The organism is Streptomyces xinghaiensis S187 (assembly GCF_000220705.2).
Classification (GTDB): Bacteria; Actinomycetota; Actinomycetes; order Streptomycetales; family Streptomycetaceae; genus Streptomyces; species Streptomyces xinghaiensis.
Genome location: NZ_CP023202.1, coordinates 3,203,883 through 3,229,426 on the forward strand (window position 1 = coordinate 3,203,883; position 25,544 = coordinate 3,229,426).

Below are 25,544 nucleotides of genomic sequence, written 5' to 3' on the forward strand. Positions count from 1 at the left end.
CGCCGGTGAGCCGTAGACGGCACGTTCACCCGGATGCTCCGGGCCGCACGGGCGAGGGTGGATGCGGCCGGAGATCGACTGCCGGTGTGGGTCGCCCCCCAATCGCGCGGAGCCACGGCCGCCTCGTGCCCGATCGCCTGTGACATCTGCGGCTCCGCATCAGGACGCCCGTCGCTCACCTGCCGCGTTCGCGCGCCGGGACAATCCAGCGGAGAGTAGTCACGTAAGGGATATTTCGACTACGGCAGGCTGCGCGCTGCGGTGGCGCCCGCATGACGGGATGGTTCTTGTGACAACTTCGCCCTTCGGGTCCGGCGACCCGTTCTCCGATCTCTTCAACCGTTTCTTCGGCATGAGTCCGGGAGCCTCGCCGCCGGCCGTACAGCGCGTGCCCATCGGGCGACTGCTCAGCGATTCCTCTCACGAGCTGCTGGCGGCGGCAGGCGGCCGGGCGGCCGAGGACGGGGCCGATCTCGACACTGTGCACCTGCTGTGGGCCGCCACGCAGGTGCCGACCGCCCGGCAGGTGCTGGAGCAGGCAGGCGCTGATCCGGACCAGCTGGCTGCGGACCTGCAGGAGAACCTTCCCACCGGAACCGGCGGCCCCGGGCTCACGCCGGCGGCGAAGCGCGCCCTGCTTGCCGCCCACGCCCACTCCCAGGCGACCGGTGCCTCGTACATCGGTCCGGAGCACATCCTCACCGCGTTGCTGGACGATTCGGACCTCGCCCGCACGCTGGAATCCGAGGGGGTCTCCCCCGGCGCGCTGAGCGGCGGCGGAGCCGGCCGGAAGGCGCCGTCGGGCGGGCACAGCGACACCCCCACCTTGGACGAATACGGGCGCGACCTCACCGACGAGGCCCGCAGCGGACGCCTCGACCCGGTGATCGGCCGGGCCGAGGAGATCGAGCAGACCGTGGAGGTCCTTTCCCGGCGCACCAAGAACAACCCCGTGCTCACCGGGGATCCCGGCGTCGGCAAGACCGCCATCGTCGAAGGGCTGGCGCAGCGGATCGTCGCCGGAGAGGTCCCGAAGGCTCTGCGCGACCGCCGCGTCGTGAGCCTCGACATGGCCGGCCTGGTCGCCGGGTCCAAGTACCGGGGAGAGTTCGAGGAGCGGCTGAAGAAGGTGATCGACGAGGTCACGGAGTCCGAGAGCGGCATCGTCCTGTTCATCGACGAGCTGCACACGGTCGTCGGCGCCGGCGGAGGCGCCGAAGGCGCCATGGACGCCGGAAACATCCTCAAGCCCGCGCTCGCCCGGGGCGACCTCAGCGTCGTCGGCGCCACCACCATCGACGAGTACCGCAGGTACATCGAGAAGGACGCCGCCCTCGAACGCCGCTTCCAGCCGGTCATGGTGCGCGAGCCCACCGTCGAGGAGACGGTCGAGATCCTGCACGGGCTCCGCGACTCCTACGAGGCCCACCACCAGGTCCGTTACACGGACGAGTCCCTGGACGCCGCGGCCGCCCTGTCCGATCGCTACATCACCGACCGCTTCCTGCCGGACAAGGCGATCGACCTCATGGACCAGGCAGGAGCCCGGGTGGGACTGCGCGGCCTCGGCGCCCCGGCCGGGACGGCGAGCCTGGAAGACCGCCTCACCAAGCTCCGCAGGGAGAAGGACGAGGCCGTCAGCACCGAGGACTACGAACGCGCAGCACAGCTCAAGGGGCAGATCCGGCAGACGGAGCGGGAACTCGCCGGCGCCGGCGGGGAGCGGGAAGAGGCCGGCAGCGTGACTCCCGAGGACATCGCCGATGTGCTCTCCGCGCGCACCGGCATCCCCGTCTCCCAGCTCACCGAGACCGAGCGCGAGCGGCTCACGAAGCTCGAAGAGGCCCTGCACGAGCGCGTGGTCGGCCAGGACGAGGCAGTCACTGCCGTCTCCCAGGCCGTGCGCCGCGGGCGGGCGGGCATGGGAGACCCCGACCGGCCAACCGGCAGCTTCCTCTTCCTCGGACCCACGGGTGTCGGCAAGACGGAGCTGGCCAAGGCACTTGCGGAACTGCTCTTCGGAGACACCGACCGGATGATCCGCTTCGACATGAGCGAGTTCCAGGAGAAGCACACCGTCTCCCGGCTCGTCGGCTCCCCGCCCGGATACGTCGGTTACGAGGAGGCCGGGCAGCTCACCGAGGCGGTGCGCCGCAAGCCGTACAGCGTCATGCTGTTCGACGAGGTCGAGAAGGCCCACCCGGACGTCTTCAACCTGCTGCTGCAGGTGCTGGACGACGGACGGCTCACGGACGCCCAGGGACGCACGATCGACTTCCGGCACACCGTGGTCATCATGACCAGCAACATCGCCTCCCAGCGCATCCTGGACCACCGGGGGGAGGTCGACGACATCAGGGATGACCTGATGGCCGAACTCCAGGGGCATTTCCGGCCCGAGTTCCTCAACCGCATCGACGAGATCATCGTCTTCCACGCCCTGACCCGGGCGGACCTGGTGCGCATTGTCGACCTTCTGCTGGAACGCAGCAGGCGCAGGCTCCACGCCCAGCAGATCAACCTCGAGGTCACCGAGACCGCCAAGGAGTGGCTGGCCAATCGTGGCTACCAGCCGGAGTTCGGGGCCCGGCCGCTGCGCCGTACCATCCAGACGGAGCTCGACAACCGCCTTTCGAACATGCTGCTCAGCGGCTCGCTCAATCCGGACGACACCGTCGTCGCCGATGTCAAGGACGGCGAGCTGGCACTGGCCCTCGGTCCGGCGGCCGACTCGGGCGGTGCGGAAGCGCCGGAGCCGAACGCAGCAAGTCCGGCCGAGTAGCCGATCCGAGCTGGAATTTCCCCGTCTTGAGCCGGGGGTTGACAGCGTCGCCGCCAGGATCGAGGGCGTCACGGCGGCGGCCGCCCAGTGGGAGGTCAGCGCGGTGCTCAGCGTCGTGGCGGAGCTCGCCGGCGACCTGCTCGACCGTGTGATCCGCCGGCTCCGGCCCGGGTACGCGCTGCCGCCCGCCCGGCGGGCGCGGCATGTGGGAGTGTGCGGGGCGTCCGGCGACCGCCCGTACGGAAGGTGGGGGTCTGCGAGGTGGTCCGGGAGTTCAGGGGACCGGCCGGGGACGGCGACCCGGCCTGTCTGCCGCGGAGCGGGTCAGTCCCTGATCAGGTGATCGAACTCCCCGTCCTTGATGCCCAGCAGCATCGCCTCGACCTCGGCCGGCGTGTAGATCAGCGCGGGCCCGTCGGGGTGGCGCGAGTTGCGCACCGCGACGTCACCTCCGGGCAGCTTGGCGAACTCCACACAAGCACCCTGTGAATTGCTGTGCCGGCTCTTCTGCCACACGGCCTCCCTCAGTTCCGTGGCGGCCATACCGTTGTACGCGTGATGCACAGGACTCTCCCGAAATGGCTCGGCGGTATCCCGCCGTATGTGTGGGGGGTTGTGGGCTGCCCGGATCATAACCGCGTTCACATGCCCATGCATGAGCCTTTGCACGTGCACCATCGGTATGCGAACCACTCCGCAGGGTTTCGGCGGAGTCCGCAATTCCCCCTTTTCCATGGAGCGGCGGGTACCGCTCCAGCCCTCGCCGCTTTCCCGGGGGCGCACGTCAGCACCGTTACCCCACGCCGTGACATGCGTCACTCCACCCCCACGGGCCTTCCCCCGGGGCGGGAGAAGAAGGCCGGCAACCCAATGCAGGTCTTCTGGTCGATATGGATGACGTGAAGAACGTTCTTCTGGTTGGTTCCCGGCCGGGAATTTCCCCGGTTTCTTCGGAGAGGGGGCACGGAGGCTTTTCTCCGTGGACACCGTCCCCGTTTTCGTCGCACCTTGCGCCCCGCTTCGTCGCGCTGGGCAAGGGCCAATGGACCCGGGGTCACCCCCGCGCGGAACCGGTGGGAAGAAGCGGAAGAGGCATCCCCGGTATGCGGCCGAATGCCGGTGCCCCGGGCTGCGGTGCGGGAGCGCGGGTAGGGATGACGGCATGCTGCTGGCCGAACTCGCGGAGACGTCCAGAGACGTCGCCGCCACCTCCGCCCGCTCGGAGAAGACGCGTCTGCTCGCCCGGCTGTTCCGGGACGCCGAGCCCGCCGAGGCTCCTCTGATCATCACCTATCTGGCGGGCCGGCTGCCCCAGCGGCGGATCGGGGTCGGCTGGAGCGTCCTCAAGGAGCACCGGCCGCCGGCGCCCGAGCCGCGGCTGTCCGTCCTGGAGGTCGACGCCGCGCTCGGCACCATCGCGGCCGTCTCCGGCACCGGCGCGCTGGCGGAACGGAAACGGCTGGTGGGCGCGCTGCTGGAGGCGGCGACCGAGGAAGAGCAGCGGTTTCTGCTCGGGCTGCTCTCCGGCGAACCGCGGCGGGGCGCGCTGGACGCGCTCGCCGTGGAAGGGCTGGCCGCCGCCACCGGCGCGGAGCCGGCCGAGGTGCGCCGCGCCGTGATGCTGGGCGGTTCGCTCGGTGGAGTCGCCGAGGTGCTGCTGGAGCGGGGGCCGGCCGCGCTCGCCGACTTCCGGCTGCGGGTCGGCCGGCCGGTGCTGCCGATGCTGGCGCACACCGCGAAGAGCGTGGACGAGGCGCTGGACAAGCTGGGCCCGTGCGCGGTGGAGGAGAAGCTCGACGGCATCCGGGTGCAGGTGCACCGGGACGGCGACTCCGTACGGGTCTGGACCCGCACCCTGGACGAGATCACCGACCGGCTGCCGGAGGTGACCGAGGCGGCCCGGGCACTGGCGGCCCGGAGCGCCGTGCTCGACGGTGAGGTGATCGCCCTGCGGGAGGACGGCCGGCCGCGGCCCTTCCAGGAGGTCTCCGGGCGGGTCGGTTCGCGCGCGGACGTCTCCGCCGCCCGGCTGTCGCTGCCGCTCTCCGCCGTCTTCTTCGACCTGTTGTCGGTGGACGGCCGCGACCTGCTCGAACTCCCCGCCTCCGCGCGCCACGCCGAACTGGCCCGGGTGGTGCCGGAGCCCCTGCGCGTACGGCGTCTGGAGGCCGCCGCGCCGGAGACGGAGAAGACCCGGCGTGCGGTACGGGAGTTCGCCGCGGAGACCCTGGAGCGGGGGCACGAGGGGGTCGTGCTGAAGGCGCTGGACTCGGTGTACAACGCGGGGCGGCGCGGTTCCTCCTGGCTGAAGGTCAAGCCGGTGCACACCCTCGACCTGGTGGTGCTCGCCGCGGAGTGGGGCCACGGGCGGCGCAGCGGCAAGCTCTCCAACCTCCATCTCGGCGCGCGGCGGCCCGACGGCTCGTTCGCCATGCTCGGCAAGACGTTCAAGGGGCTCACCGACCGGCTGCTCACCTGGCAGACGGAGCGGCTGCTGGATCTGGCCACCGCCCGGGAACCGTGGGGGGTGGTCGTCCGGCCGGAGCTGGTCGTCGAGATCGCGTTCGACGGGGTGCAGCGCTCGTCCCGCTATCCGGAGGGCATCACCCTGCGCTTCGCGCGGGTGCTCCGCTACCGCGAGGACAAACAGGCGTCCGAGGCCGACACCGTGGACGCCGTACGGGCGCTGTACGCGGGGGGCGGACGGAAGGGCCGGGCGGGCCCGGAAAGCGGGCGCCGCGGCGGCGCGGAGTGACGCGCACATGTCGGGGCAGAAGGACCGGTACGTACCGCGGTTCGCACATCACTACGGAGTCAGTACGGAGAGGCAGACATGGAGATCTCGGGCATCATCAGTGCGATCATCATCGGCATCATCATCGGTGTGCTGGGCCGGCTGGTCATCCCCGGCCGGCAGCGGATCGGCGTGCTGTGGACGATCCTCGTCGGTATCGTCGCCGCGCTGATCGGTACGGCCCTCGCGGGTGCGCTGGGCGTCTCCGACACGGACGGCCCCGACTGGATCGAGTGGCTGATCCAGATCGCGCTGGCCGCCGTCGGTGTCGCGGCGCTCGACCGCGCCAAGGCACGGACCTGACCGCGCGGGCACCGGCCGCCTCCGGGTTAGGGGCGGGCCGGGGAGCGCCGGCCCCACCGCCGGTGGAGGACCGGTCCGGGGATTCCCGGAGGCCCGGACCACTCGCCGACCAGTGGTCCGGGCCTCTGGCGTGCCCGCCGCCGCGTTCGCCGTTCCGGGTACGGGTGCGCATTCAGGCCCGGACCGGATCCCGCCCCGCCCGGCCGGCGGGAACGGCCGCGGGTGCCCGGCCCGGAGGAGGGCCCGCCGGGCGCGGACTGGCGGGTCGGGGGGTGGAGGGGTGCGGGCCGGCGGGGTGCGCGGCCGGGTCCGTGCCCCGTACGAGCGTCTGTGCGCGTGCGGCCAGGGAGCGCCGGTCGTCCGCGCCGGGCGCCGTCCGCAGCGGCGGGTGGACGCGGACCCGGACGGTGAGCGCGCGGGCGGTCAGCACCCGGCGCAGCGAGCCGCCGAAACCGTCCTCGCCGACGAACGCCGCCACGGTGCTCGGGGCGCCCGCCTGCTCGTAGCCGAGGGTGACGGGCCGCACGGGCGCCCCGGCGTCGAGCGCCGCCTGGAACGCGGCCGGGCGGAACCGGCCGCCGGGTGCGGAGCAGTGCGTGATCCCCTCGGGGAAGACGGCCACGGACCGCCCGGCGCGCAACAGTCCGGCCAGGGCCTCCACGGTGCCGGGCAGACCGCGCAGGCTGCCGCGGTCGATGAAGCGCGTACCGGCGCGCCGGACCATCGGTCCGAGCACCGGCCAGTCGCCGACCTCGCGCTTGGCGAGCAGGGTCACCGGTTCGACGGCCAGCAGGGCGACGGCGTCGAGCCAGGAGACGTGGTTGGCGACGACGAGGGTGCCGGGCGCGGGCTCACCCCGTGCGCCGCGTCCGCCCGGTGCGCTCAGGACGGTGCCGTCCGGGATCTCCAGCCGCACGCCGAGGGCGTCGAGCAGGGCGCGGGCCCGGCCGCGCAGCACCTCGGGCCGGGCGATGCCGTCGCCGTCGCGCAGCGCTCCGGCCAGTTCCCGGGTGAAGGCGGCCGTGCGGCGGAGGGCGGGCGCCGGGCGCACGGGCGGAGCGGTGTGCGCGACGCAGCCGGACGGGGTGCAGGACGAGCCGGGGGCCCAGGGGTTCACCGGAGGTCGCCCAGGAAGAAGCGCCGGTAGCGGTCGTTCATCCGTTCGGTGTCGAGCAGGACGAAGAAGTCGGCGTCTCCGAACACCCGGTCGTGCTGCGGCGGTCCGCACATCCAGGCACCGGCCCGCAGATAGCCGCGGAGCAGCGGGGGCAGGGCGAGCGGGTCCGGCCGGGCGTCCACCGGGCGGGGCGGGGTCCACGGGTCGAGCGGCTGGACGCGCAGCGCGGGCGGGGCGGCGTGCCGGGTGGTGCCCAGCAGCCAGGCGTTCGCCGCCGCCTGCCCGCCGTCGCCCAGCGGCACCGAGGCGCAGCCGGCGAGATAGCGGTGCCCGGACAGCAGGACGTAGCGGGCGAGCCCGGACCACATGAGGTTGATGACGCCGCCCGAGCGGTGCGCGGGGTGCACGCAGGCCCGGCCGGCCTCGACCATGGAGGAGCGCACCTCGGCGGGCAGGGTGCGCAGATCGAACTCGGTTTCGGAGTACAGGTGCGCGCTGCGGCCCGGGGGCAGCAGCCGGTAGGTGCCGACGGCCTCGCCGGTCGCCGTGTCGGTGACGACGAGGTGGTCCATCACGTCGTCGAAGGCGTCGGTGTCCCGCCCGTCGGCCGTCGGGCGCAGCCGGGCGCCGCGCTCCTCCGCGAAGACCTGGTGGCGCAGTCGCTGCGCGGCGTGGATCAGCTCATCGGTGTCGGCTATCGCCATGGTGTACGAGGACGTGCCCGCCGAAGCGGTCGATGTCGAGAGCATGCCATGACTGTGCCGGGCACCGCCCAATGCCCGGTGTCCGTACGGTGAGGGGGGCACAGCGGGCGGATGACGGCGGCACGCCGCCGGCCGCGCGCCCCCGCCGGACGGCTCAGGCGCCGGTGGTACCGGCGGCTTCGACCGCTCCGGCGGCACGGGCGGTGCCCTCGGCGCCGGCCGCGCAGGGAGCGGTGCTGCCGCGCTCCACATAGCGGGCGGTGGGCAGCGAGCGCTCGGCGACCGGGCGCCCGTCCACGAGTTCGAGCACGGAGCGGGCCACCAGGACGCCGTACTGGTGCACGTCCAGGCTCATGGTGGTGAGCGGCGGGGAGGCCAGCCGGCACAGGGTGGAGTCGTCCCAGGCGATCAGGGAGAGCCGCTCCGGTACGGCGAAGCCGAGCTCCTTGGCCGCGGCCAGCCCGGCGACCGCCATCACGTCGTTGTCGTAGAGGATCGCGGTGGGCGGCGCGTCCGCGCCCAGCAGCCGGGCGGTCAGCCGCTCCCCCGCCTCGGCGGAGTAGTCGCCCTCGACGATGACCGGGGGCTCCAGGCCGGCCGCGCGGCAGCCGTCCTCCAGGGCGGCGGTCCGCGCCCGGGTGTGCAGCAGCTCCGCCGGGCCGCTCACCCGTGCGATGCGCCGGTGGCCCAGGTCCAGCAGCCGCGCCAGCGCCTCCCGTACCGGCCCGGCGTCGTCGGTGCGGACGGCGGGCGCCGCCGGGTCCTCCTCCCAGGTGCCGACGAGCACGGCGGGCAGGCCGAGTTCGCGCAGGCGGGCGGGCCGCCGGTCGCCGGCGGTGAGGTTGACGACCGCGACGGCGTCCACCAGCCGCCGTTCGGCCCACCGCCGGTAGGCGGCCAGCTCGGCGTCCTGGGCGGGGACGACGTGGAGGAGCAGGGACATGCCGCGTTCCGCCAGGCTCTCCTCGATGCCCGCGATGAACTCCATGAAGAAGGGTTCGACGCCGAGCAGCCGGGCGGGCCGGGCGAGCACCAGCCCGACCGCACCCGTTCCCGTCAGCTCACGCCCCGTCGGCTCACGCTCCGCTCCGGCCACTCAGGAAGACACCGCCGGGGCGTGGAGGGCGTTGGCGCTGCGCAGTACCAGCGGCCCGGTCAGCTGCTCCGGGTCCAGCCGTGCGGCGGTGCGGACGGTGAAGGAGTGCGTCTCGCCCGCGGGGATCGGCACCAGCATGTCGTCCACCTCGGCGTCGGGCGCGAGCCGGTCGGCGAGCACGGCCACGTCGCGCGCGAAGGAGGCGGCCGTGACGTCGATCCGGTAGCCGCCGGTCACGGCGACGGCCTTGGCCGTCAACGGTGCCGGGTCGTAGGCCAGTTCGACGTCCTCCCGGAAGAGGTGGACGGCGCGCGCGTCGTCGCACGTCAGCACGAGCACCTCCTGGGCGGGATCGGCGGGCGCGAGCAGGGACTCGGCGAGGGCGTACGGAACGGCCGACCGGGGCTTCACGTCCAGCTCGATGGTAGCCGTGCCCAGGACGGTGCCGTCGAACGCCTGCCGCTCCGCCCGCACCGGGCCCGTCCAGGCTTCCGCCGTGTCGTTCACCGCGACGAGCACGGTGGCCCCGTCGCGCGGCTGGAGGGTGAGCAGCCGGGGCGCGTAGGCGTGCTTCAGCGCGTACCAGAGCGGCTTGGGGCGCTCGCCGCCGTCGACGGCGGCCCAGGAGGTGACCGGCCAGCAGTCGTTGAGCTGCCAGACGACACTGCCGGCGGTCCGGGGCCACCATGAGCGGAAGTGCTCGACGCCGAAGGCGACCGCGCGGGCCTGGTTGAGCTGGGTGGTCCAGTGCCAGTCCGCGAAGGTCGCGGGCGCGGGGAGGTGCGGGGCGAAGCCGCGGTCGAGCTTGCCGTTGCCGTCCTCGGCCTTCTGGTGGAGCAGGAAGGAGGGCGAGGTGGGTGTCAGGGGCTCGTCGTGCACCCAGTCGGTGAGGGTGGCCCAGGTGGGAGGCCCCTGGAAGCCGAACTCGGAGCAGAAGCGGGGGATGTGGTCGCGGTAGGTGGTGTAGTCGCGCTCGTTCCACACCCTCCACTCGTGGCGGGTTCCGTGGTTCTCGTCGTTGGGGTGGACCTCGTCGAGCGGGATGCCGGGGTTGTAGGGGCTGTTGGCCGCGTAGAAGCGGGCCGGGTCGAGCTCGGCGACGATCGACGGCAGCAGCTCGGTGTAGTAGCGCAGACCCCAGGTGCGGCCCCGCAGCTGCTCGGGCCAGCCCCAGTCGCGGTAGCCCCACATGTTCTCGTTGGCGCCGTTCCAGAGGGCGAGCGAGGCGTGCGAGGAGAGCCGGGCGACGTTCTCGCGGGCCTCGGCCTCGACCTCGCTCCACAGCGGCTCCTCCTCGGGGTAGGAGGCGCAGGCGAAGGGGAAGTCCTGCCAGACGAGCACGCCGCGCTCGTCGCAGACGTCGTAGAAGTCCTCGGTCTCGTAGATGCCGCCGCCCCAGACCCGCAGCAGGTTCATGTGCGCGCCGAGGGCCTGTTCGACGCGGCGGGTGACGCGCTCCCGGGTGACGCGGGTGAGGAAGTGGTCGTCGGGGATCCAGTTGGCGCCCTTCGCGAAGACGGGGGTGCCGTTGACGGTGAGGGTGAAGGGGGTGCCGGTCTCGTCGGGGGTGGTGTCGACGGTGACGGTGCGGAAGCCGACGCGGCGGTGGGCCGAGTCGAGGGCCGGGCCGCCCCCGCCCGCGCGGAGCTCGGCGCCCAGTTCGTACAGCGGCTGGTCGCCGTAGCCGGCCGGCCACCACAGCCGGACGCCGGGGACGTCCAGGGTGAGCACCGCGGAGGTCTCCCCGGCGGGGACGGTGACGGCACCCTCGCGGCCGGCGACGGCGGCGGTCAGCCGCAGCTCGCGGGGGGCGGCCGGGTCGGCGTGCTCGATGTCCGCGTGGAGTTCGACGCGGCCGGTGCCGTCCGCGCCGGCGGTGACCAGCGGCCGCAGCCGGTGGATGCGGGCGGTGGTCCAGCGCTCCAGTCGGACCGGCTTCCAGATGCCCGCGGTCTGCAGGTCCGGCCCCCAGTCCCAGCCGAAGCTGCAGGCCATCTTGCGGACCATGTTGAAGGGGTGCGGATAGACGTGGTCGCGCCGGCCGAGCCGCTGTTCGATCTCCTCGGCGTGCTCCAGGGCGGAGCGGAAGGTGACCACCAGGTCGTTGGCGCCCTCGCGAAGGGCCTCGCGGACGTCGAAGCGGTAGGAGCGGTGCATATTGGCGGTGCGGCCCAGCACCCGGCCGTTCAGCTCGACGGTGGCGACGGTGTCCAGCCCGTCGAAGGCCAGGTCGACGCGCTCGCCGGGGCGCGCCGCCTCCGCCTCGAAGGTGGTCGCGTAGCGCCAGTCGGTGCGGTGCGCCCAGACCAGCTCCTCCTCGGCGCGGTCGAGGTAGGGGTCGGTGATCAGCCCAGCGGCCAGCAGGTCGAGATGAGCGCTGCCGGGCACCCGGGCGGGGACGGTCCGGCCCGCCACGTCCGCGGGCACCGGCCCGGCGGCCGCCGTCAACTGCCATCCCGCGTGCAGGGTCTGACGGATCATCCTCGATCACTCCAAGGTCGGCTCCGCGGGGCGCGGCGGGCGCCCCGCGGAGGTGAAGGGATTCGGCCGGTGCGTCCTCTTGTGCGGGCCGGGGGCCGTCCTGGATTCTTACGCCACTGAATTAAGTAAGTCAACAGCGTTGCGATCGTTCCCCCGGCGACCGACAGCAAGGGATGCACATGACCGCCGTACCACCCCCCGAGCAGCACGGACAGCCCGGACAGCACGGCCGGCCCGGCTCCGGCCTCACCCACCTGCGCGCGGCCGGGGTGAGCCTCGTCATCGACCTCTCCGGCTCCACCCTCCCCCGGGTGCTGCACTGGGGCCCCTGCCTCGGCGAACCGACCGGCCCGCAGCTCGACGCGCTGCGGCTCGCCCGGCGCTGCCAGCCCATCGGCTTCTCCGTCGACGGACCGGTCGAGGTCGCCGTGCTGCCCGAGCAGTCGGCCGGCTGGCTGGGCACCCCGGGGCTCTCCGGCCACCGCGGCGGCAGGGACTTCTCCGCCGCCTTCCGGGTCGAACGGGCCGGCCTCACGCCCGGCGCGGAGGCGCCGGAGGGCGGCGGGGGCGGACGGCTCACCGTGCGGGCCGCCGACGGCACCGCGGGGCTCGGACTCGACCTCACCATCGAGCTGACCCCCGCGGGGCTCGTGCGCCAGCGCGCCACCGTGACCAACCAGGGCTCCACCCCCTACACCGTCGACGCCGTCAACCTCACGCTGCCCGTGCCCGCCGAGGCGGTCGAACTGCTCGACTTCACCGGCCGCCATCTGCGCGAGCGCAGCCCGCAGCGCACCGCCTTCACCCAGGGCCTGCGGATGCGGGAGAACCGCACCGGCCGCACCGGCTACGACTCCGCGTATCTGCTGGTCGCCGGAAGCGCCGGCTTCGGCAACCGCTCGGGCGAGGTCTGGGGCGTCCACACCGCCTGGTCCGGCAACCACCGCACCTTCGCCGAACGCACCTTCCACGCCGTGTCGCTCCTGGGCTCCGGCGAGCTGCTGCTGCCCGGCGAGGTGGTGCTCGCCCCGGGGGAGTCGTACACGAGTCCGTGGCAGTACGGCTCCCACGGCACCGGGCTGGACGAGCTGTCCGCCCGCTTCCACCGCCATCTGCGCGCCCGCGCGCACCACCCCTCCGCCCCGCGCCCCGTGGTGGTCAACACCTGGGAGGCCGTCTACTTCGACCACGATCTGACCCGGCTGCGCGAGCTGGCCGACGCGGCGGCCGCCGTGGGCGCCGAGCGCTTCGTCCTCGACGACGGCTGGTTCGGCTCCCGCCGCGACGACCGCCGGGGCCTGGGCGACTGGTACGTCTCCGACGAGGTCTGGCCGGACGGACTGGGGCCGCTGACGGACCATGTGACCGGCCTCGGCATGGAGTTCGGGCTGTGGGTGGAGCCGGAGATGATCAACGAGGACTCCGAGCTGGCCCGCGCCCACCCCGGCTGGATCATGGCGACCGGCGGCCGGCTCCCCGGCGCCGCCCGCTCCCAGCAGGTGCTGGACCTGGCCCGGCCGGAGGCGTACGCGTACATCCTTCGGCGGCTGGACGAGCTGCTGACCACCTACCCCATCGGCTACCTCAAGTGGGACCACAACCGCGATCTGGTGGAGGCCGGCCACCGGCCCACCGGGCGCGCCGGGGTGCACGGCCAGACCCTCGCCGTCTACCGGCTCCTCGACGAGTTGCGCCGCCGCCACCCGGACGTGGAGATCGAGTCCTGCTCCTCCGGCGGCGCCCGTGTGGACCTCGGCATCCTGGAGCGCACCGACCGGGTGTGGGTCTCGGACTGCATCGACGCCCTGGAACGGCAGCGGATCCAGCGCTGGACCAACGCGCTGATCCCGCTGGAGCTGATGGGCACCCATGTCGGCTCGGGCACCGCGCACACCACCGACCGCCGCCACCCGCTCGACTTCCGCGCCGGGACGGCCCTCTTCGGCCACTTCGGCATCGAATGGGATCTGACGCGGGCGGAACCGGCGGACGTCGAACGGCTGGCCGAGTGGGTCGCGCTCTACAAGGAGCTGCGCCCGCTGCTGCACTCGGGCACCGCCGTGCACGCCGACCACCCGGACCCCTCCCACGAGCTGCACGGCGTGGTCGCAAGGGACGGCTCCGAGGCCGTCTACGCCCTGGTGGTCACCGCCACCTCGGCGAACTACCCGACGGGCGCGGTACGGCTGCCCGGCCTGGACCCGGACGCCGTCTACCGGGTGCGCCCCCTGCCCCCCGGTGACGTACCCGACGGCAACGCGCACCGGTGGGGCGCCGAACTGCCGTGGTGGACCCCGGAGGGCGTCGAGCTGCCCGGGCGCGTGCTCGCGGCGGCGGGGCTGCAGGCACCGGTGCTCTTCCCGGAGCGGCTGGTGCTGCTGCGCGCGGAGCGGGTGGTCCGGCCGCACTGACGGCGGGTCCGCTTCCGGCCGGGCGCGGGGCCCGGGCGCCGTCGCGGGCGGTGGCGCGACGGCGGGTACGTTCCGGACCGGTGAGCACGGCAGCTCGGCCCGCCGGCCGCCGCCGCGGCCCGGTCAGCCGGCGTCCGCCCCGGCCCGCGCGGCAGGGCCGGCCGGGCGGGCGTCCTTCGCCTCCTCCGCGTACAGCCAGCACTTGGCGGTGTGGCCGTCGCCGGCCGTGTGGTCGGGCACCGGGCGGGAGCAGATGTCCATCGCCTGCGGGCAGCGGTCGCGGAAGGTACAGCCGGAGTCGGTGGTGGGCGGGCTCCCGGCCCCGGACGGCTCCACGCCCGTCCCGGCGAGGAGTTCGGCACGGCCGCGTCCGGACTCCGGGTCGGGGGCGGCCGAGGCCAGCAGCCGGGTGTACGGGTGCCGGGAGCGGAGGATGACGTCGTCCGCCGCGCCGCGCTCCACGACCCGGCCCCGGTACATCACCAGGATCTCGTCGGAGAAGTGCCGTGCGGTGGCGAGGTCGTGGGTGATGTAGAGGACGGCCAGCCGGTCCTCGCGCTGGAGCCGGGCGAGCAGGTTGAGCACGCCCAGCCGGATGGAGACGTCCAGCATGGAGACGGGCTCGTCGGCGATGACGACCTGGGCGCCGGGCGCCAGCGCGCGGGCGATGGCGACCCGCTGCCGCTGCCCGCCGGAGAGTTCGTGCGGACGGCGCTGGGCGACGGAGGCCCCCGGCGTCAGATTGACCCGCTCCAGCAACTGTTCGACTTGTCGCCGGAGTTCGTCCTTCCCCTTCGCCCGGCCGTGCAGCTTCAGCGGGCGGACGAGGTGGTGCTCGATGGTGTGGAAGGGGTTCAGCGAGGCGAACGGGTCCTGGAAGACCATCTGGACGTGGTGGCGGTACGAGCGGTCGTCCACCCGCCTGCCGTCCGGCCCCTCGGCCTCGATCGTGCCCGCGGTCGGTTTCTCCAGCCGGGCGATCATGCGGGCCACCGTGGACTTGCCCGAGCCGGACTCCCCGACGAGCGCGACGGTGCGGCCCGGCACGAGGGTGAAGGAGACGTGGTCCACCGCGCGCAGCCGGGAGTGGCGGAAGCCGGAACGGACGGAGAAGTCCTTGACCAGGTCGCGTACCTCCAGGGTGGTCATCGGGGTGCCCTCTCGTTCGGGTGCTGCTGCTCTCCGGGCGGTTCTTCGGACGGTCCGGCGTCACCGGCCGGGGCGGGGACGTCCGCCGCGGGCAGGTCCGCCCCGGCGGCTTCCGGCACGGGCGTCTGCGTCGCGGCGGTGCGGCCGCGGGCGCTGGACTCCCCGGTGCGGATGAACGATCCGCGTTCGCCGGTGAGGCTGGGGAAGGAGTCGAGGAGCTCGCGGGTGTAGGGGTGGCGCGGGCGGTCCTTGATCTCCCCGGCGGCCGCGTACTCGACGACCTCGCCGTCCCGCATCACGGCGATGCGGTCGCTCAGTTCCAGCAGCAGCGGCAGGTCGTGGGTGATGAAGACGACGGCGAAGCCGAGTTCGTCGCGGAACCGCAGGATCTCCCGGAGGATGCCGCGCTGGACCACCACGTCGAGCGCGGTGGTCGGCTCGTCCATGATCATCACTTGCGGGTCCAGCAGCAGCGCCATGGCGATCATGACCCGCTGGCGCATCCCGCCGGAGAGCTCGTGCGGATACGAGTCCAGCCGGCGCGGGTCGACCCCGACGAGGCGGAGCACCTCCGCGCACCGCCCGGCGCGCTCGGCTCTCGTCATCTCCGGGCGGTGCGTGGTGAGGACGTCGTCGAGCTGGGCGTGGACGGAGATGACGGGGTTGAGGGCGTTCATCGCGCCCTGGAACACCATCGACAGCTTCGACCAGCGGAAGGTGCGCAACTCCTCCCGCTCCAGGGCGAGGACGTCGAGGTCACCGCCGTCGCGGTCGTGGAAGACCACGGAGCCGGACATGACCTCGGCGGGCGGCAGATGGAGCCGGTTGACGGCGTAGGCCAGGGTGGTCTTGCCGCAGCCGGATTCCCCGGCGAGGCCCAGGATCTCGCCGCGGCCCAGGGTCAGCGAGACGTCCTTGACGGCGTGGACGGGGGTCTCGGCGTCGTAGACGACGTTGAGGTTCCGGACGGTGAGGACGGGGTCCCGGTGGCCGGTGTCCCCGGCCCCGCCCCGCCCGGCGGCCGGGGCTTCCGTACCGGCCGGGACGTCCGGGGTCCCGGACGGCCGTGCCCGCCGGGTGCTCCGCACCGCGCCGGCCTTCTTCCGGGGGATGTTCCGCAGCTTGGGGTTGATGATCTCGTCGATGCTGAAGTTGATCAGCGAGAGCCCGCAGCCGAAGGCCGCGATGATCAGGCCGGGCGGTACGAACCACCACCAGGCCTCCCGCTGCAGCGCGAAGCCGTTCTGCGCGTAGTAGAGCATCGTGCCGAGCGTCGAGGAGTTGGAGGCGCCGAGGCCCAGGAAGGACAGGCCCGCCTCGCTGAGGATGGCCAGGATCACCGCGAAGACGAACTGCGAGGCCAGCAGCGGCAGCAGATTCGGCAGGATCTCCACGGAGACCACCCGCCAGGGCTTCTCCCCCGCCACCCGCGCCGCGGCGACGTAGTCCCGGTTGCGCAGCGAGAGGGTCTGGGCGCGCAGCACCCGGGAGGAGGCCGCCCAGCCGGTGATCGCCAGGACGATCGCGATGGTCCACCAGCCGCGCTGCGCCGCCGGGACGAAGCCGGCGATGACGATGACCAGCGGCAGGCCGGGGATGACGAGCATGACGTTGGAGACCAGCGAGAAGCTCTCGTCCACCGCGCCGCCGAGGTAGCCGCCGATGATCCCGAAGAAGGCGGAGAGCAGGGTCGCCATGACGCCGACCAGCAGGCCGATCTGGAGCGATCCGCGGGTGGCGTGGGCCAGTTGGGCGAAGACGTCCTGACCGGTCTGGGTGGTGCCGAGGAGGAAGCCGTCACCCGGCGGGGCCATCCCGGAGTTGCGGACGGTGTCCGGGTCGCCCACCAGGAGCGGGCCGATCAGGCCGAAGAGGGCGATGGCGAGCACCAGCCCGAGGCCGACGCCGAGCTTGGGCGACCACCTCGGCACCAGGGAGTGCCAGCCGCTTCGCGCCCGTGTGGACGGGGCGGTGCCGCCGGGGCCTGGCGCCGGGTCCGGCGCGCCGGGGTCGGCCGTCTCGGAGAGGGCCGGGCTGAGATTCGTCACGGTGTCGGCTCCTCGGCTCAAGCGCCGGCTCGGGTGCGGGGGTCGATGAGTCCGTACAGCAGGTCGACGACGAGGTTGGCGCCCAGCACCGCCACCGTGATCACCAGGAAGATCCCCTGCATCAGGGCGTAGTCGTTGTTCTGCACGGCCTGCAGCAGCTTTCCGCCGATGCCCGGGTACGAGAAGACCTGCTCGGTGATGATCGATCCGGCGACCACGAAGCCGAGGGAGATGGCGAAGCCGGCGACCGACGGCAGGACGGCGTTGCGCGCCGCGTAGTGCGTCATGATGCGGCGTTCGCGCAGGCCCTTGGCGCGGGCGGTGAGGACGTAGTCCTCGTCCACGGTGGAGACCATCATGTTGCGCATCCCCAGCAGCCAGCCGCCGACCGAGGAGATGACGATGGTCAGCGCCGGGAGCGTGCCGTGGTGGATCGCGGACCCGATGAACTCCGGGCTCCAGCCGGGGTCGAGGATCACGTCGTATCCGCCGAGCAGCGGAAACCACTGGAGAGCCGAGCCGAACACGGCGACCAGGATGAGCGCCAGCCAGAAGTACGGCACCGCCGCGAGGACGGTGGTGGCGGGCACCAGCGAGTCCAGCCAGGTGCCGCGCTTCCAGCCGACGAGCATGCCGAGCGTGACGCCGATGAGGAAGGACAGCAGGGTCGCGATCCCCACCAGCACGATCGTCCAGGGCAGTGACTGCGAGATGACCTCGGCGGCGGGCGTCGGGTAGACGCTGACCGAGATCCCCAGGTCCCCCTTGAAGAGGTTGACCAGGTACGACAGGTACTGGTCCACCAGGGGTTCCCGGGTCCTGGTGCCGAGGAGGAGCTCGTAGGACCGGCGGACCGACGGGTCCACGGAGCCGCCGCGCTGGGCGAGCCTGGCCATCAGGGTGTCCACCGGATTGCCCGGCATCAGCCTCGGGATGAAGAAGTTCAGCGTCAGCGCGGCCCACAGGGCGACCACGTAGAACGCCAGCTTCCGGATGTAGTACCTCAACGGTTGCCGCCCCTCACCATGGCTCCTCCTCGAAACCGCTCACTGATCCCGCCGGACCCGGTCCGCCCGGCTCCTACTCGGCGGGCTTGAGGTTCATGAAGATCTGCGAGTGGTCGGGACGGCTCCACACCGCCGGGAAGGCGTACATGTTGTCCTCGGTGGGCCAGCCGGTGAACTTCCCGGCGTTGTACTCGCTGGTGGTGCCGCCGGTCAGCACGGGGATGTACGGCAGGCCCTTCTCGATGGCCGCCTGGATGGTGTCGAACCGCTTCTGGCGCTCCGCGGTGTCCTCGCGGCTGATCTCCTTGAGCTCGTCCAGCGCCTGGTCGACGGTCTCGTCCGTCCACCGGGAGAAGTTCGGGTTGGCGGCCTCGCCGACCTTCGCCGTGGTCGCGGAGGAGAAGAAGTAGTTGTAGAGGTAGTACGGGTCGGGCGCCGGGCCCTGGTATAGCGAGTCGATCAGCAGCTCGAACTCACCCTGGCCGCGGGCGTCGGACCACTCGTTCCAGGACAACTGCTGCGCGGTGACCTTGATACCGGCCTTCTTGAGCTGCTGTCCCATCGTGTCGACGGCGGTGATGTAGTCGGTCCAGCCGGTGACGACCTTGACGGTCATCTCCAGCGGCTCGCCGTCCTTCGCGTAGATCCCCTCGCCGTTCTTCCGGTAGCCGGCATCCTCCAGGACCTCGGCCGCCTGAGCGGTGTCCGGCTCCATCGGCGCGAGTTGCTGCTCCAGGTCGTCGGAGATGAGGGCCCTGTCGCGCTCGGGGAGGGCGAAGCCGGGGGATATGGGGAAGGAGGTGCCCTGGAAGGCGAGCTTGTTGATCTGCGTGCGGTCCAGGGCGTGGTAGATCGCCTTGCGGACGGCGGGGTCGGTCTGCGGGCCCTTGCAGCCCTTGTCCGTGGCGGCGCAGGTCATCAGCACGGTCTGGTTCATCGGGACCGTGATGGCCCGGTAGCCGGGGTAGTTCTTCTCCACCTTGTCGATCTCGGGCACCGGGCCGGTCTGCCAGTCGATCTTCCCGGCGGCGAGGGCGTCGGCGCCCGCCTGGTTGCCGGAGAGGGAGAGGTAGCGGATCTTCTTGACGGCCGGCTCGCCGTCCCAGTAGCCGGCGTTGGCCTTCAGGGTGAACGCCTGGGCCTTGAAGGCCTCCAGCGCGAACGGGCCGGTGCCGACCGGCTTCTTCATGACGTCCTTGGACGGGTCGTCGATCTTGCCCCAGATGTGCTGCGGGACGATCCAGATGCGGCCGAGCACCTGCGGGCCCTCCGTGAAGGACGGCTTGTCGAAGGTGACCTTGACATGGGTGGCGTCGACGGCCTCGGCCCTGCCCTGGTAACCGGTGCCGTTCATGGTCGGGTGCTTGGTGATCATGTCGAGCGTGAAGACGACGTCGTCGGCCGTGAACTTCTCACCGTCGCTCCACGTCACGTCGTCACGGAGGGAGACGGACAGTTCGGTGCCGTCCTCGTTCCAGGAGTACTCGGTGCCGAGCCTGGGCGCCGGCTCCTCGTCCTTGGTGAGGTTGTAGAAGAAGAGCGGCTCGAAGATCGTGCCGGGCCCCTCCAGCACGGACGGCGAGTACGGGTTGAAGTTGGCCTGGTAGTCGCCCGACTGGCCGGTGTAGACGACCAGCGTCTCGTCGGACGCTCCGGAGCCGCCGCCCCCGGAGCACCCGGCCAGCAGCGCGGCCGCCGCCACCGCGCCGACCGCTGCCGTGCGTGCGCGCCGGCGGTTTGCCTGCAGGAACATAGTCGGTCCTCTCACTCGCTGGCCGGCACGCCGATGGGCCCGGTGCGCCCGCCCCGTCGGGGGCGTCTGTCGTTGTGTCGAGATTGTTAAGACGCCGAATAAAGAAAGTCAATACCCCGGCGATCGCGGGATGCGGCGGCTCCCGCGCCACCCGGCCGCTCCGCGGCCACGCCGTGATCCCGCGGTGCGCACGGAGCGCGGAGGCGGCGGACGGGCCCCGGCTCCGCCCTGACCGTCCTCGCGGTCCACGTCCGGCCCCGCTCCCCGGCGGGGACTTCGTCAAGCGACTTCGTCAAGCGGCTAAACTAAGCAGGCTCGCGCGGTGCGATCCGCTGTGGAGGGCATCGATATCGTGAGCGCGCACAGCGAGCGCGGGCGGAGGATTCAGTGAGCGGACCCAGCGGACCGGCGCAGGCCACACCCCATACGAGCAGCAGATCCGCCGTACTCGACGTGATCCGGGCCGCGGGCACCATCAGCCGGGTCGGACTGGTGCGGGCCACCGGCTTCACCGGGGCCACGATCTCCACCGTCGTCCGCCGCCTCATCGACGACGGGCTGGTGGTGGAGACCGGCCGGGCCGAGTCCACCGGGGGCAAGCCGCGGGTGCTCCTCCAGCTCAACCAGTCCTCGCGGTACGCGGTCGGCGTCCACCTCGACCAGGCCGGCATCACCTACGTCCTGACGAACCTCGGCGGCTCGGTCGTCGCCCGCATGTCCCGCGCCGGGGTCGGCGCCGAGGACCCGCCCGTGGTCGTCGAACGGATGGCCCGGGAGGTCGACGCGCTGATCGACGGCGTCGGCGTCGAACGCGGCCGGGTACTGGGCCTCGGCCTCGTCTCCCCCGGCCCGCTCACCCCCACCAGCGGGATGCGGCTCACTCCGCCCGCCATGCGGCCCTGGGAGGACTACCCCCTCGACCGCGCCCTGGAGAAGGCCACCGGGCTGCCCGTCGTCCTCGACAACGACGCCACCGCGGCGGCGCTCGGCGAGCACTGGTCCGGAGTCGTCGGCGGCACCTCCACCTTCGCCGCCCTCTACATGGGCACCGGCATCGGCGCCGGGCTGCTCATCAACGGCCTCGCCTACCGCGGTGCCAGCGGCAACGCGGGCGAGATCGGCCACATCTGCCTCGACGTGGAGGGGCCGGAGTGCTGGTGCGGGGCACGCGGCTGCACGGAGGTGATGGCCGGGCCGGCCTCCGTCGTCGCCGCCGCCCGGGCGGACGCCCACCTCGCGCGGGTCACCGGGCTGACCGGCGAGAACGGCGCGAAGGGCGCCCGTCCGTCGGTGGTCGCGGAGTTCGCGGCGGTCGCCCGGGCCGCGCGCGGCGGTGAGCCGGCGGCCCGTGCGCTGCTGGAGCGGTCGGCGCGCTATCTGGCGGTGGCGGCCCGCACCCTGGCCAATGTGATGGACCTCGAACTGCTGGTGCTCACCGGGCCGAGCCTGGCGATCGCGGGCGCCACGTATCTCCCGGTCGTCCAGGAGGAGCTGGACCGCTCCTTCTTCTCCCGCGCCACCCATTCCGTCGCCGTACGGCTGTCCACCTCGGCGGCCACGGCACCGGCCATCGGGGCGGCGACCATGGTGCTGCAGACCGAACTGGTTCCGCTGCGGCAGGGGTTGCGCCTCCCGGACAACCTCTCCGACGCGGAGCCGGGGCGGGCCCGGGCGGCGGGGACGGCGGGGACGTAGCGGGGCGCGGCGGTTCGCGCTCCCGCGGGCCGCCGGCCGGGCTGCTGCGGGCGAACGGCGTCCGTGCGCACCGTTTGTGCAGCGTTTACCGGCCCGGCGGCGCACACCGGGGCCCCGCGGCGGGCGTGCCCGGCGCGCGGCGTCCTGCGGGGCGGCCGGCTCGCACGCCCGTACGCCCGTACGCCCGTGCACTCGGCGTCAGGCCGCCTCCTCCGTGCCGAGGAGCTCCGGGCCGAGGGCGTCGCGCAGCCGGAGCAGACCACGGCGGACATGGCTCTTCACGGTGCCGAGCGGCAGCCCGGTGCGGACCGCTATCTGGGCCTGGGTGAGGTCGTCGTAGAACGCCAGGCGCAGCACCAGGCGCTGTGCGGCCGGGAGCCGTTCCAGTTCGTGGTGGACGAGCACGCGATCGATCACCGCTTCCGGGCGGGCCGCGGCACCGGGGAAACCGGACCGGACCGTTCCCGCGGCCGCGGCCAGTTCCGCACGCCGCGTGCGGTGCGCCAGCGCGTCGGCGACCTTGAACCGGGTGATGCCCGTCAGCCAGCCCGGCAGGGACCCGCGCTCCGGCCGGTAGCCCGCACGGCCCCGCCAGGCCGCGATGAAGACCTGCTGCGTGACGTCCTCGGCCTCGCGCTCGTCCCCCAGGGCCCGCCGGGCGAGCGTGTGCACCAGGGGTCCCCAGCGGTGGTGGGCGGCGGCCAGGCAGTGCTCGTCCCCGGCGGCGAGACCGGTGGCCACCTCCTCGTCGGACAGCTGCTCCGGACGGCGGAGTTCGTCCCGGGTACGGGGGACCGGTGTGCCGTGCGGCGGCGCGGGGACACTCCGCGGGGCGGTGTGCTGTTCGGTCATGACGAGCTGCTCCTCCTGCCGGTTCGGAGCCGGCCGGTGCGACGGGCGGCCCCGCGTCCGCCGGAGGCCGGGTGGCGGACACGGGGCACCGCCGGACGCCTCTGCGGCGCCGCGGCCCGGCCAGCATCGGAAGAGAACGCGGAAGCGGGCAACTCGCATCGTTTGTGCAACGTATGGTGATGCCATGAGCGCATCGGAACGCGGGGGCCCGGCAACCGCCGGGACCGGCACGGCGGATACGGGGACGGAGACGGGCACGGTGGACGCGGCGGGCGCGGACCCGGCGGACTCGGTGGGGACGACCACGGGGGCGGTGGCGCGCCGGCTCGGGGTCTCCCCCGCCACCCTGCGCTCCTGGGACCGCCGTTACGGCATCGGTCCGGAGGTCCGGCGGGACGGCCGGCACCGCCGGTGGGCGCCGCGTGACATCGCGGTGCTGGAGGAGATGTGCCGGCTCACCGCCTCGGGCATCCCCCCGGCCGAGGCGGCCCGCGCCGCCCGCGCCGCCGGCCGTCCGCTCCGGGGCGGCCCGGAGGACTTCTCCGCCGCAGCACGCGCCACGTCACCCGGCGCGTCACCCGGCGGGCCGTCCGGGGAACCGTCCAGCGCACCGTCCCCCGCCGCGGGCCGCGCTCCCGCCGCACCGCCGCCCGCGGCACCGGTCGCCGCGACCGCCGGTGCGTCCCCCGTACCGGCCCTGCCGGCCCCCCGCGGTGCCGCCCGGCAGCCCGGTTCCGGCAACGGGCTGCCGCTCGGTGACGTACGGCAGGAGTGCCGCGGTCTCGCGCGCGCCGCCGTGCGCCTGGACGCGGCGGCCGTGGAGCGGTTGCTGGCGTCCGCCGTCGGACAGCACGGCCTGGTCACGGCCTGGGAGGAGGTGATGGTGCCGGCCCTGCGCGCGGCGGGCCGCAAGTGGGAGACGGCCGGGGACCGTTATGTCGAGGTGGAGCACCTGCTGTCCTGGCACATCTCCTCGGCGCTGCGCCGGGTGCCCACCGCCCCGCCCTCGCCGCCCGGGGTACCCGGGATTCCGCCCGTGCTGCTGGCCTGCGTCCCGGACGAGCAGCACGCTCTGCCGCTGGAGGCGCTGGCGGCCGGTTTGGCCGAACAGGGGTTCCCCGTCCGGATGTTCGGTGCGGCACTGCCGGCGGAGGCACTGGACGCGGCGGTGCGGCGCACCGGTCCGGCGGCCGTCGTCCTGTGGTCGCAGAGCCGTTCGACCGCCAACCGCCCGCTGGCGCGGCACGTCGCCGCCAGCGAGTGGGGGGTGAAGGGCGCACGGACCCAGCCGGCGGTGCTGCTCGCCGGTCCGGGCTGGGCGGGGCCGCCCGTCCCGGGGACACTGCGGCCGCTCGGGCTGCGGGAGGCGCTGGAGGCGCTCGGCCGCCTGTGCCACACGGTGCCCGGAGGGCCGGCGGGGCCGTAGCGGAGAACCGCGGCCGCCTCGGCCCGGCCGCCCGGCCGGTGGGCCCTCCGCCGGCCCGTCCCGAGTCCGTACCCGCCCCCGTCGCCACGCCCGAGCCGGGCACCGGCGGCCGGCTCCGGCCGCCACGGCGGACAGTGGGAGTGCCGGCGGGCGCCCGCGGCACGGCCGGGCACGGGCACCATCGCGGCGCGGGAACGAGCCGGTGCGGTGGCCGGGGGCCGCCGGCGGCGCACGGAGCCGCGCCACACCGCGCCGCCCTTCGTGGCGGCCGCCGCCGGCCGCACGGTCAGTCGCGCCCGCGGGCCCGTTTGAAGCGGGCCAGGCCCTCGGCGAGGCCGATGACCGGCTCCGGATAGCCGTACCGGGCCCGCTCGGCCGCCGCCATCCGCCACGGCTCGTGGACGAACCGGCGTTCGACGTCCGCCAGTTCGGGGACCCAGCGGCGGACATAGGCGCCGCCGGGGTCGAAGCGGCGTCCCTGGGCGACCGGGTTGAGCACCCGGTGCGGCCGGGTGTCGGTGCCCGTTCCGGCGACCCACTGCCAGTTGAGCTGGTTGTTGGCGAGGTCTCCGTCGACCAGCCACTCCAGGAAGTGCCGGGCGCCGGTGCGCCAGTCGACGTACAGGGTCTTGGAGAGGAAGCTCGCCGCGAGCAGCCGGCCGCGGTTGTGCGTCCAGCCCTCGTGGGCGAGCTGGCGCATCGCCGCGTCGACCACCGGATAGCCGGTGCGCCCCTCCTTCCAGGCCGCGATGTCCGCCGCGGCCTCCGGTCCGGTGCGCCAGTGGTCGTGGCGGGTGCGGTAGTCGGCGTGCGCGGCGGCGGGCCGTGCGGCCAGCACCTGGTGGTGGAAGTCCCGCCAGCACAGCTGCCGTACGAAGGCGTCGGCGCCGGGGCCGCCCGCCTTCCGCGCCCGGTGCGCGAGCTCGGCCGCGGAGACGGTGCCGAAGTGCAGGTGGGGCGAGAGGCGTGAGGTGGCGTCACCGGCCATGTCGTCGTGCCGGTCCTCGTAGGCCGCGAGACCGTTCCGCAGCCAGGCCGCGGCACGCCGCCGTCCCTCGGTCTCACCGCCCGCGGCGAGCCCCGGGGAGACGCCGGGCACGGCGGCGCGGGAGGGCAGCGGCTCCGAGCCCGGACCGTCCGGCACGCGTACGGCGCGCGGTGCGGCCAGCGGCGCCCGCGGGGACTCGGCCGACCAGCGCCGGAAGTACGGGGTGAACACCGCGAAGTGGTCCGAGCCGGCCGGGGTCACCGCTCCGGGCGGGACCACGGTGACCACCGCGTCATGGACGACCAGCCGCCGCCCGCCGGCTTCGAGCGCCCTGCGCAGCCGCTCCTCACGGCGCTGGGCGTAGCCGCTGGCGCCGGCCGCCGTGTGCACCTCCGCCGCGCCCGTCTCCGCGGCGATCTCGCACACCCGCTCGACGACGGGGCCGGAGCGCAGCACCAGCCGGCCGCCCCGGTCGCGGAGGCCCGCGTCGAGCGCGGCCAGGCAGTCGGCGAGGAACGCCCGCCGGTTGGGCCCGGCGAACCCGGCCGCCTCGATGCCGTCGTCGCGGACGAAGAGCGGCACCACCGCGTCCGCGGAGGAGAGGGCCGCCCGCAGCGGCGGATGGTCGTGCAGCCGCAGATCGGCGGTGAACAGGACGACCGAGACGGTCATGGCGCCCCTCCGGCTGGGAGTGCTCGGGTGGTCCGGGCGCCGCGGCCCGGGCGGGCCCCACGTGCCGTGCCGCCCGTGCCGCCCGTGCCGGCGGTGCCCCGCCGCCCATCGTGCCCGTACCGCCGCTCCGCGGCCCGCCGCCCGGGCGCCGGGAGGGCGGCGGCGTCCTCCGAACGGTCCTCCGCCGGACGTGGCGCGGGGCGCGGCCGGGTCCGACGTGATCGACTGGAACGGCGGCGTCCGGCGCCGCCTCCGAGCCACATCGG

At 73.7% G+C, this 25,544-nt stretch carries 17 protein-coding genes; 6 read left to right on the forward strand and 11 right to left on the reverse strand.

Features of this window, described 5'->3' with window-relative positions; genetic code table 11:
• Positions 1 to 280: 280 nt before the first annotated feature.
• The gene (locus SXIN_RS13685) at positions 281 to 2,782 is read left to right on the forward strand and encodes an ATP-dependent Clp protease ATP-binding subunit (RefSeq protein ID WP_039820490.1); all 2,502 of its coding nucleotides are present in this window, start codon (positions 281 to 283) and stop codon (positions 2,780 to 2,782) included.
• Between the two features lie 324 nt (positions 2,783 to 3,106).
• On the opposite strand, the gene SXIN_RS13690 is transcribed toward SXIN_RS13685, so the two are convergent.
• Positions 3,107 to 3,346: a DUF397 domain-containing protein gene (locus SXIN_RS13690; protein ID WP_019707638.1), complete on the reverse strand. Its 240-nt coding sequence runs from the start codon at positions 3,344 to 3,346 to the stop codon at positions 3,107 to 3,109.
• Positions 3,347 to 3,944: 598 nt separating this feature from the next.
• Between SXIN_RS13690 and SXIN_RS13695 the strand changes: the two genes are divergently transcribed.
• Both SXIN_RS13695 and SXIN_RS13700 read left to right on the forward strand, forming a co-directional pair.
• Positions 3,945 to 5,537 carry an ATP-dependent DNA ligase gene (locus SXIN_RS13695; protein WP_019707637.1) on the forward strand — a complete coding sequence of 531 codons (1,593 nt, stop codon included), beginning with the start codon at positions 3,945 to 3,947 and terminating at the stop codon, positions 5,535 to 5,537.
• A 78-nt stretch (positions 5,538 to 5,615) separates the two neighbouring features.
• Positions 5,616 to 5,879 carry a GlsB/YeaQ/YmgE family stress response membrane protein gene (locus SXIN_RS13700; protein WP_019707636.1) on the forward strand — a complete coding sequence of 88 codons (264 nt, stop codon included), beginning with the start codon at positions 5,616 to 5,618 and terminating at the stop codon, positions 5,877 to 5,879.
• Between the two features lie 172 nt (positions 5,880 to 6,051).
• Here SXIN_RS13700 and SXIN_RS13705 read toward each other — a convergent pair whose 3' ends face one another.
• From SXIN_RS13705 to SXIN_RS13720, 4 genes are all read right to left on the reverse strand, one after another.
• Positions 6,052 to 6,996, reverse strand: a complete 945-nt coding sequence (locus tag SXIN_RS13705; protein WP_095757046.1) for a lysophospholipid acyltransferase family protein — start codon at positions 6,994 to 6,996, stop codon at positions 6,052 to 6,054.
• Positions 6,993 to 7,745, reverse strand: coding sequence for a GNAT family N-acetyltransferase (locus tag SXIN_RS13710; RefSeq protein ID WP_019706517.1), 753 nt, complete (start codon positions 7,743 to 7,745; stop codon positions 6,993 to 6,995). The genes SXIN_RS13705 and SXIN_RS13710 overlap by 4 nt, the downstream gene beginning before the upstream one ends.
• Positions 7,746 to 7,854: 109 nt before the next feature.
• Positions 7,855 to 8,796 carry a LacI family DNA-binding transcriptional regulator gene (locus SXIN_RS13715; RefSeq protein ID WP_238153758.1) on the reverse strand — a complete coding sequence of 314 codons (942 nt, stop codon included), beginning with the start codon at positions 8,794 to 8,796 and terminating at the stop codon, positions 7,855 to 7,857.
• Positions 8,797 to 11,277: a glycoside hydrolase family 2 protein gene (locus tag SXIN_RS13720; RefSeq protein ID WP_019712095.1), complete on the reverse strand. Its 2,481-nt coding sequence runs from the start codon at positions 11,275 to 11,277 to the stop codon at positions 8,797 to 8,799. It lies immediately after the preceding gene.
• Positions 11,278 to 11,456: 179 nt separating this feature from the next.
• On the opposite strand from SXIN_RS13720, the gene SXIN_RS13725 reads away from it, so the two are divergent.
• The gene (locus SXIN_RS13725; protein WP_095757047.1) at positions 11,457 to 13,688 is read left to right on the forward strand and encodes an alpha-galactosidase; all 2,232 of its coding nucleotides are present in this window, start codon (positions 11,457 to 11,459) and stop codon (positions 13,686 to 13,688) included.
• 123 nt (positions 13,689 to 13,811) lie between these two features.
• On the opposite strand, the gene SXIN_RS13730 is transcribed toward SXIN_RS13725, so the two are convergent.
• The 4 genes from SXIN_RS13730 to SXIN_RS13745 form a co-directional block, all read right to left on the reverse strand.
• A complete protein-coding gene (locus tag SXIN_RS13730; protein WP_095757048.1) occupies positions 13,812 to 14,837 on the reverse strand; it encodes an ABC transporter ATP-binding protein in 1,026 nt (341 codons plus the stop codon).
• A complete protein-coding gene (locus SXIN_RS33045) occupies positions 14,834 to 16,885 on the reverse strand; it encodes a dipeptide/oligopeptide/nickel ABC transporter permease/ATP-binding protein (protein ID WP_019707634.1) in 2,052 nt (683 codons plus the stop codon). Before SXIN_RS33045 ends, SXIN_RS13730 begins: the two co-directional genes overlap by 4 nt.
• Before the next feature lie 17 nt (positions 16,886 to 16,902).
• Complete coding sequence (locus SXIN_RS13740; protein WP_019707633.1) at positions 16,903 to 17,892, reverse strand: ABC transporter permease; 990 nt, start codon at positions 17,890 to 17,892, stop codon at positions 16,903 to 16,905.
• A gap of 73 nt (positions 17,893 to 17,965) precedes the next feature.
• A complete protein-coding gene (locus SXIN_RS13745) occupies positions 17,966 to 19,645 on the reverse strand; it encodes an ABC transporter substrate-binding protein (RefSeq protein WP_019707632.1) in 1,680 nt (559 codons plus the stop codon).
• 387 nt (positions 19,646 to 20,032) lie between these two features.
• On the opposite strand from SXIN_RS13745, the gene SXIN_RS13750 reads away from it, so the two are divergent.
• A complete protein-coding gene (locus SXIN_RS13750) occupies positions 20,033 to 21,340 on the forward strand; it encodes an ROK family transcriptional regulator (protein WP_095757049.1) in 1,308 nt (435 codons plus the stop codon).
• A 198-nt stretch (positions 21,341 to 21,538) separates the two neighbouring features.
• Here SXIN_RS13750 and SXIN_RS13755 read toward each other — a convergent pair whose 3' ends face one another.
• Positions 21,539 to 22,192 (reverse strand): sigma-70 family RNA polymerase sigma factor, encoded by a 654-nt coding sequence (locus SXIN_RS13755; RefSeq protein ID WP_019707630.1) that lies wholly within the window; start codon positions 22,190 to 22,192, stop codon positions 21,539 to 21,541.
• A gap of 184 nt (positions 22,193 to 22,376) precedes the next feature.
• Here SXIN_RS13755 and SXIN_RS13760 point away from each other — a divergent pair, with 184 nt between their 5' ends.
• Positions 22,377 to 23,618: a MerR family transcriptional regulator gene (locus tag SXIN_RS13760; protein WP_095757050.1), complete on the forward strand. Its 1,242-nt coding sequence runs from the start codon at positions 22,377 to 22,379 to the stop codon at positions 23,616 to 23,618.
• A 286-nt stretch (positions 23,619 to 23,904) separates the two neighbouring features.
• On the opposite strand, the gene SXIN_RS13765 is transcribed toward SXIN_RS13760, so the two are convergent.
• Positions 23,905 to 25,278, reverse strand: coding sequence for a cryptochrome/photolyase family protein (locus SXIN_RS13765; protein ID WP_095757051.1), 1,374 nt, complete (start codon positions 25,276 to 25,278; stop codon positions 23,905 to 23,907).
• Positions 25,279 to 25,544 lie beyond the last annotated feature (266 nt).

Excerpts from the sequence above, each read along its gene's own strand:
- SXIN_RS13720 (WP_019712095.1), bottom strand. The coding sequence starts at position 11,277 with ATGATCCGTCAGACCCTGCACGCGGGATGGCAGTTGACGGCGGCCGCC.
- SXIN_RS13725 (WP_095757047.1), top strand. The coding sequence starts at position 11,457 with ATGACCGCCGTACCACCCCCCGAGCAGCACGGACAGCCCGGACAGCAC.
- SXIN_RS13765 (WP_095757051.1), bottom strand. The coding sequence starts at position 25,278 with ATGACCGTCTCGGTCGTCCTGTTCACCGCCGATCTGCGGCTGCACGAC.
- SXIN_RS13745 (WP_019707632.1), bottom strand. The coding sequence starts at position 19,645 with ATGTTCCTGCAGGCAAACCGCCGGCGCGCACGCACGGCAGCGGTCGGC.
- SXIN_RS13710 (WP_019706517.1), bottom strand. The coding sequence starts at position 7,745 with ATGCTCTCGACATCGACCGCTTCGGCGGGCACGTCCTCGTACACCATG.
- SXIN_RS13700 (WP_019707636.1), top strand. The coding sequence starts at position 5,616 with ATGGAGATCTCGGGCATCATCAGTGCGATCATCATCGGCATCATCATC.
- SXIN_RS13755 (WP_019707630.1), bottom strand. The coding sequence starts at position 22,192 with ATGACCGAACAGCACACCGCCCCGCGGAGTGTCCCCGCGCCGCCGCAC.
- SXIN_RS13695 (WP_019707637.1), top strand. The coding sequence starts at position 3,945 with ATGCTGCTGGCCGAACTCGCGGAGACGTCCAGAGACGTCGCCGCCACC.
- SXIN_RS13730 (WP_095757048.1), bottom strand. The coding sequence starts at position 14,837 with ATGACCACCCTGGAGGTACGCGACCTGGTCAAGGACTTCTCCGTCCGT.
- SXIN_RS13685 (WP_039820490.1), top strand. The coding sequence starts at position 281 with ATGGTTCTTGTGACAACTTCGCCCTTCGGGTCCGGCGACCCGTTCTCC.
- SXIN_RS13760 (WP_095757050.1), top strand. The coding sequence starts at position 22,377 with ATGAGCGCATCGGAACGCGGGGGCCCGGCAACCGCCGGGACCGGCACG.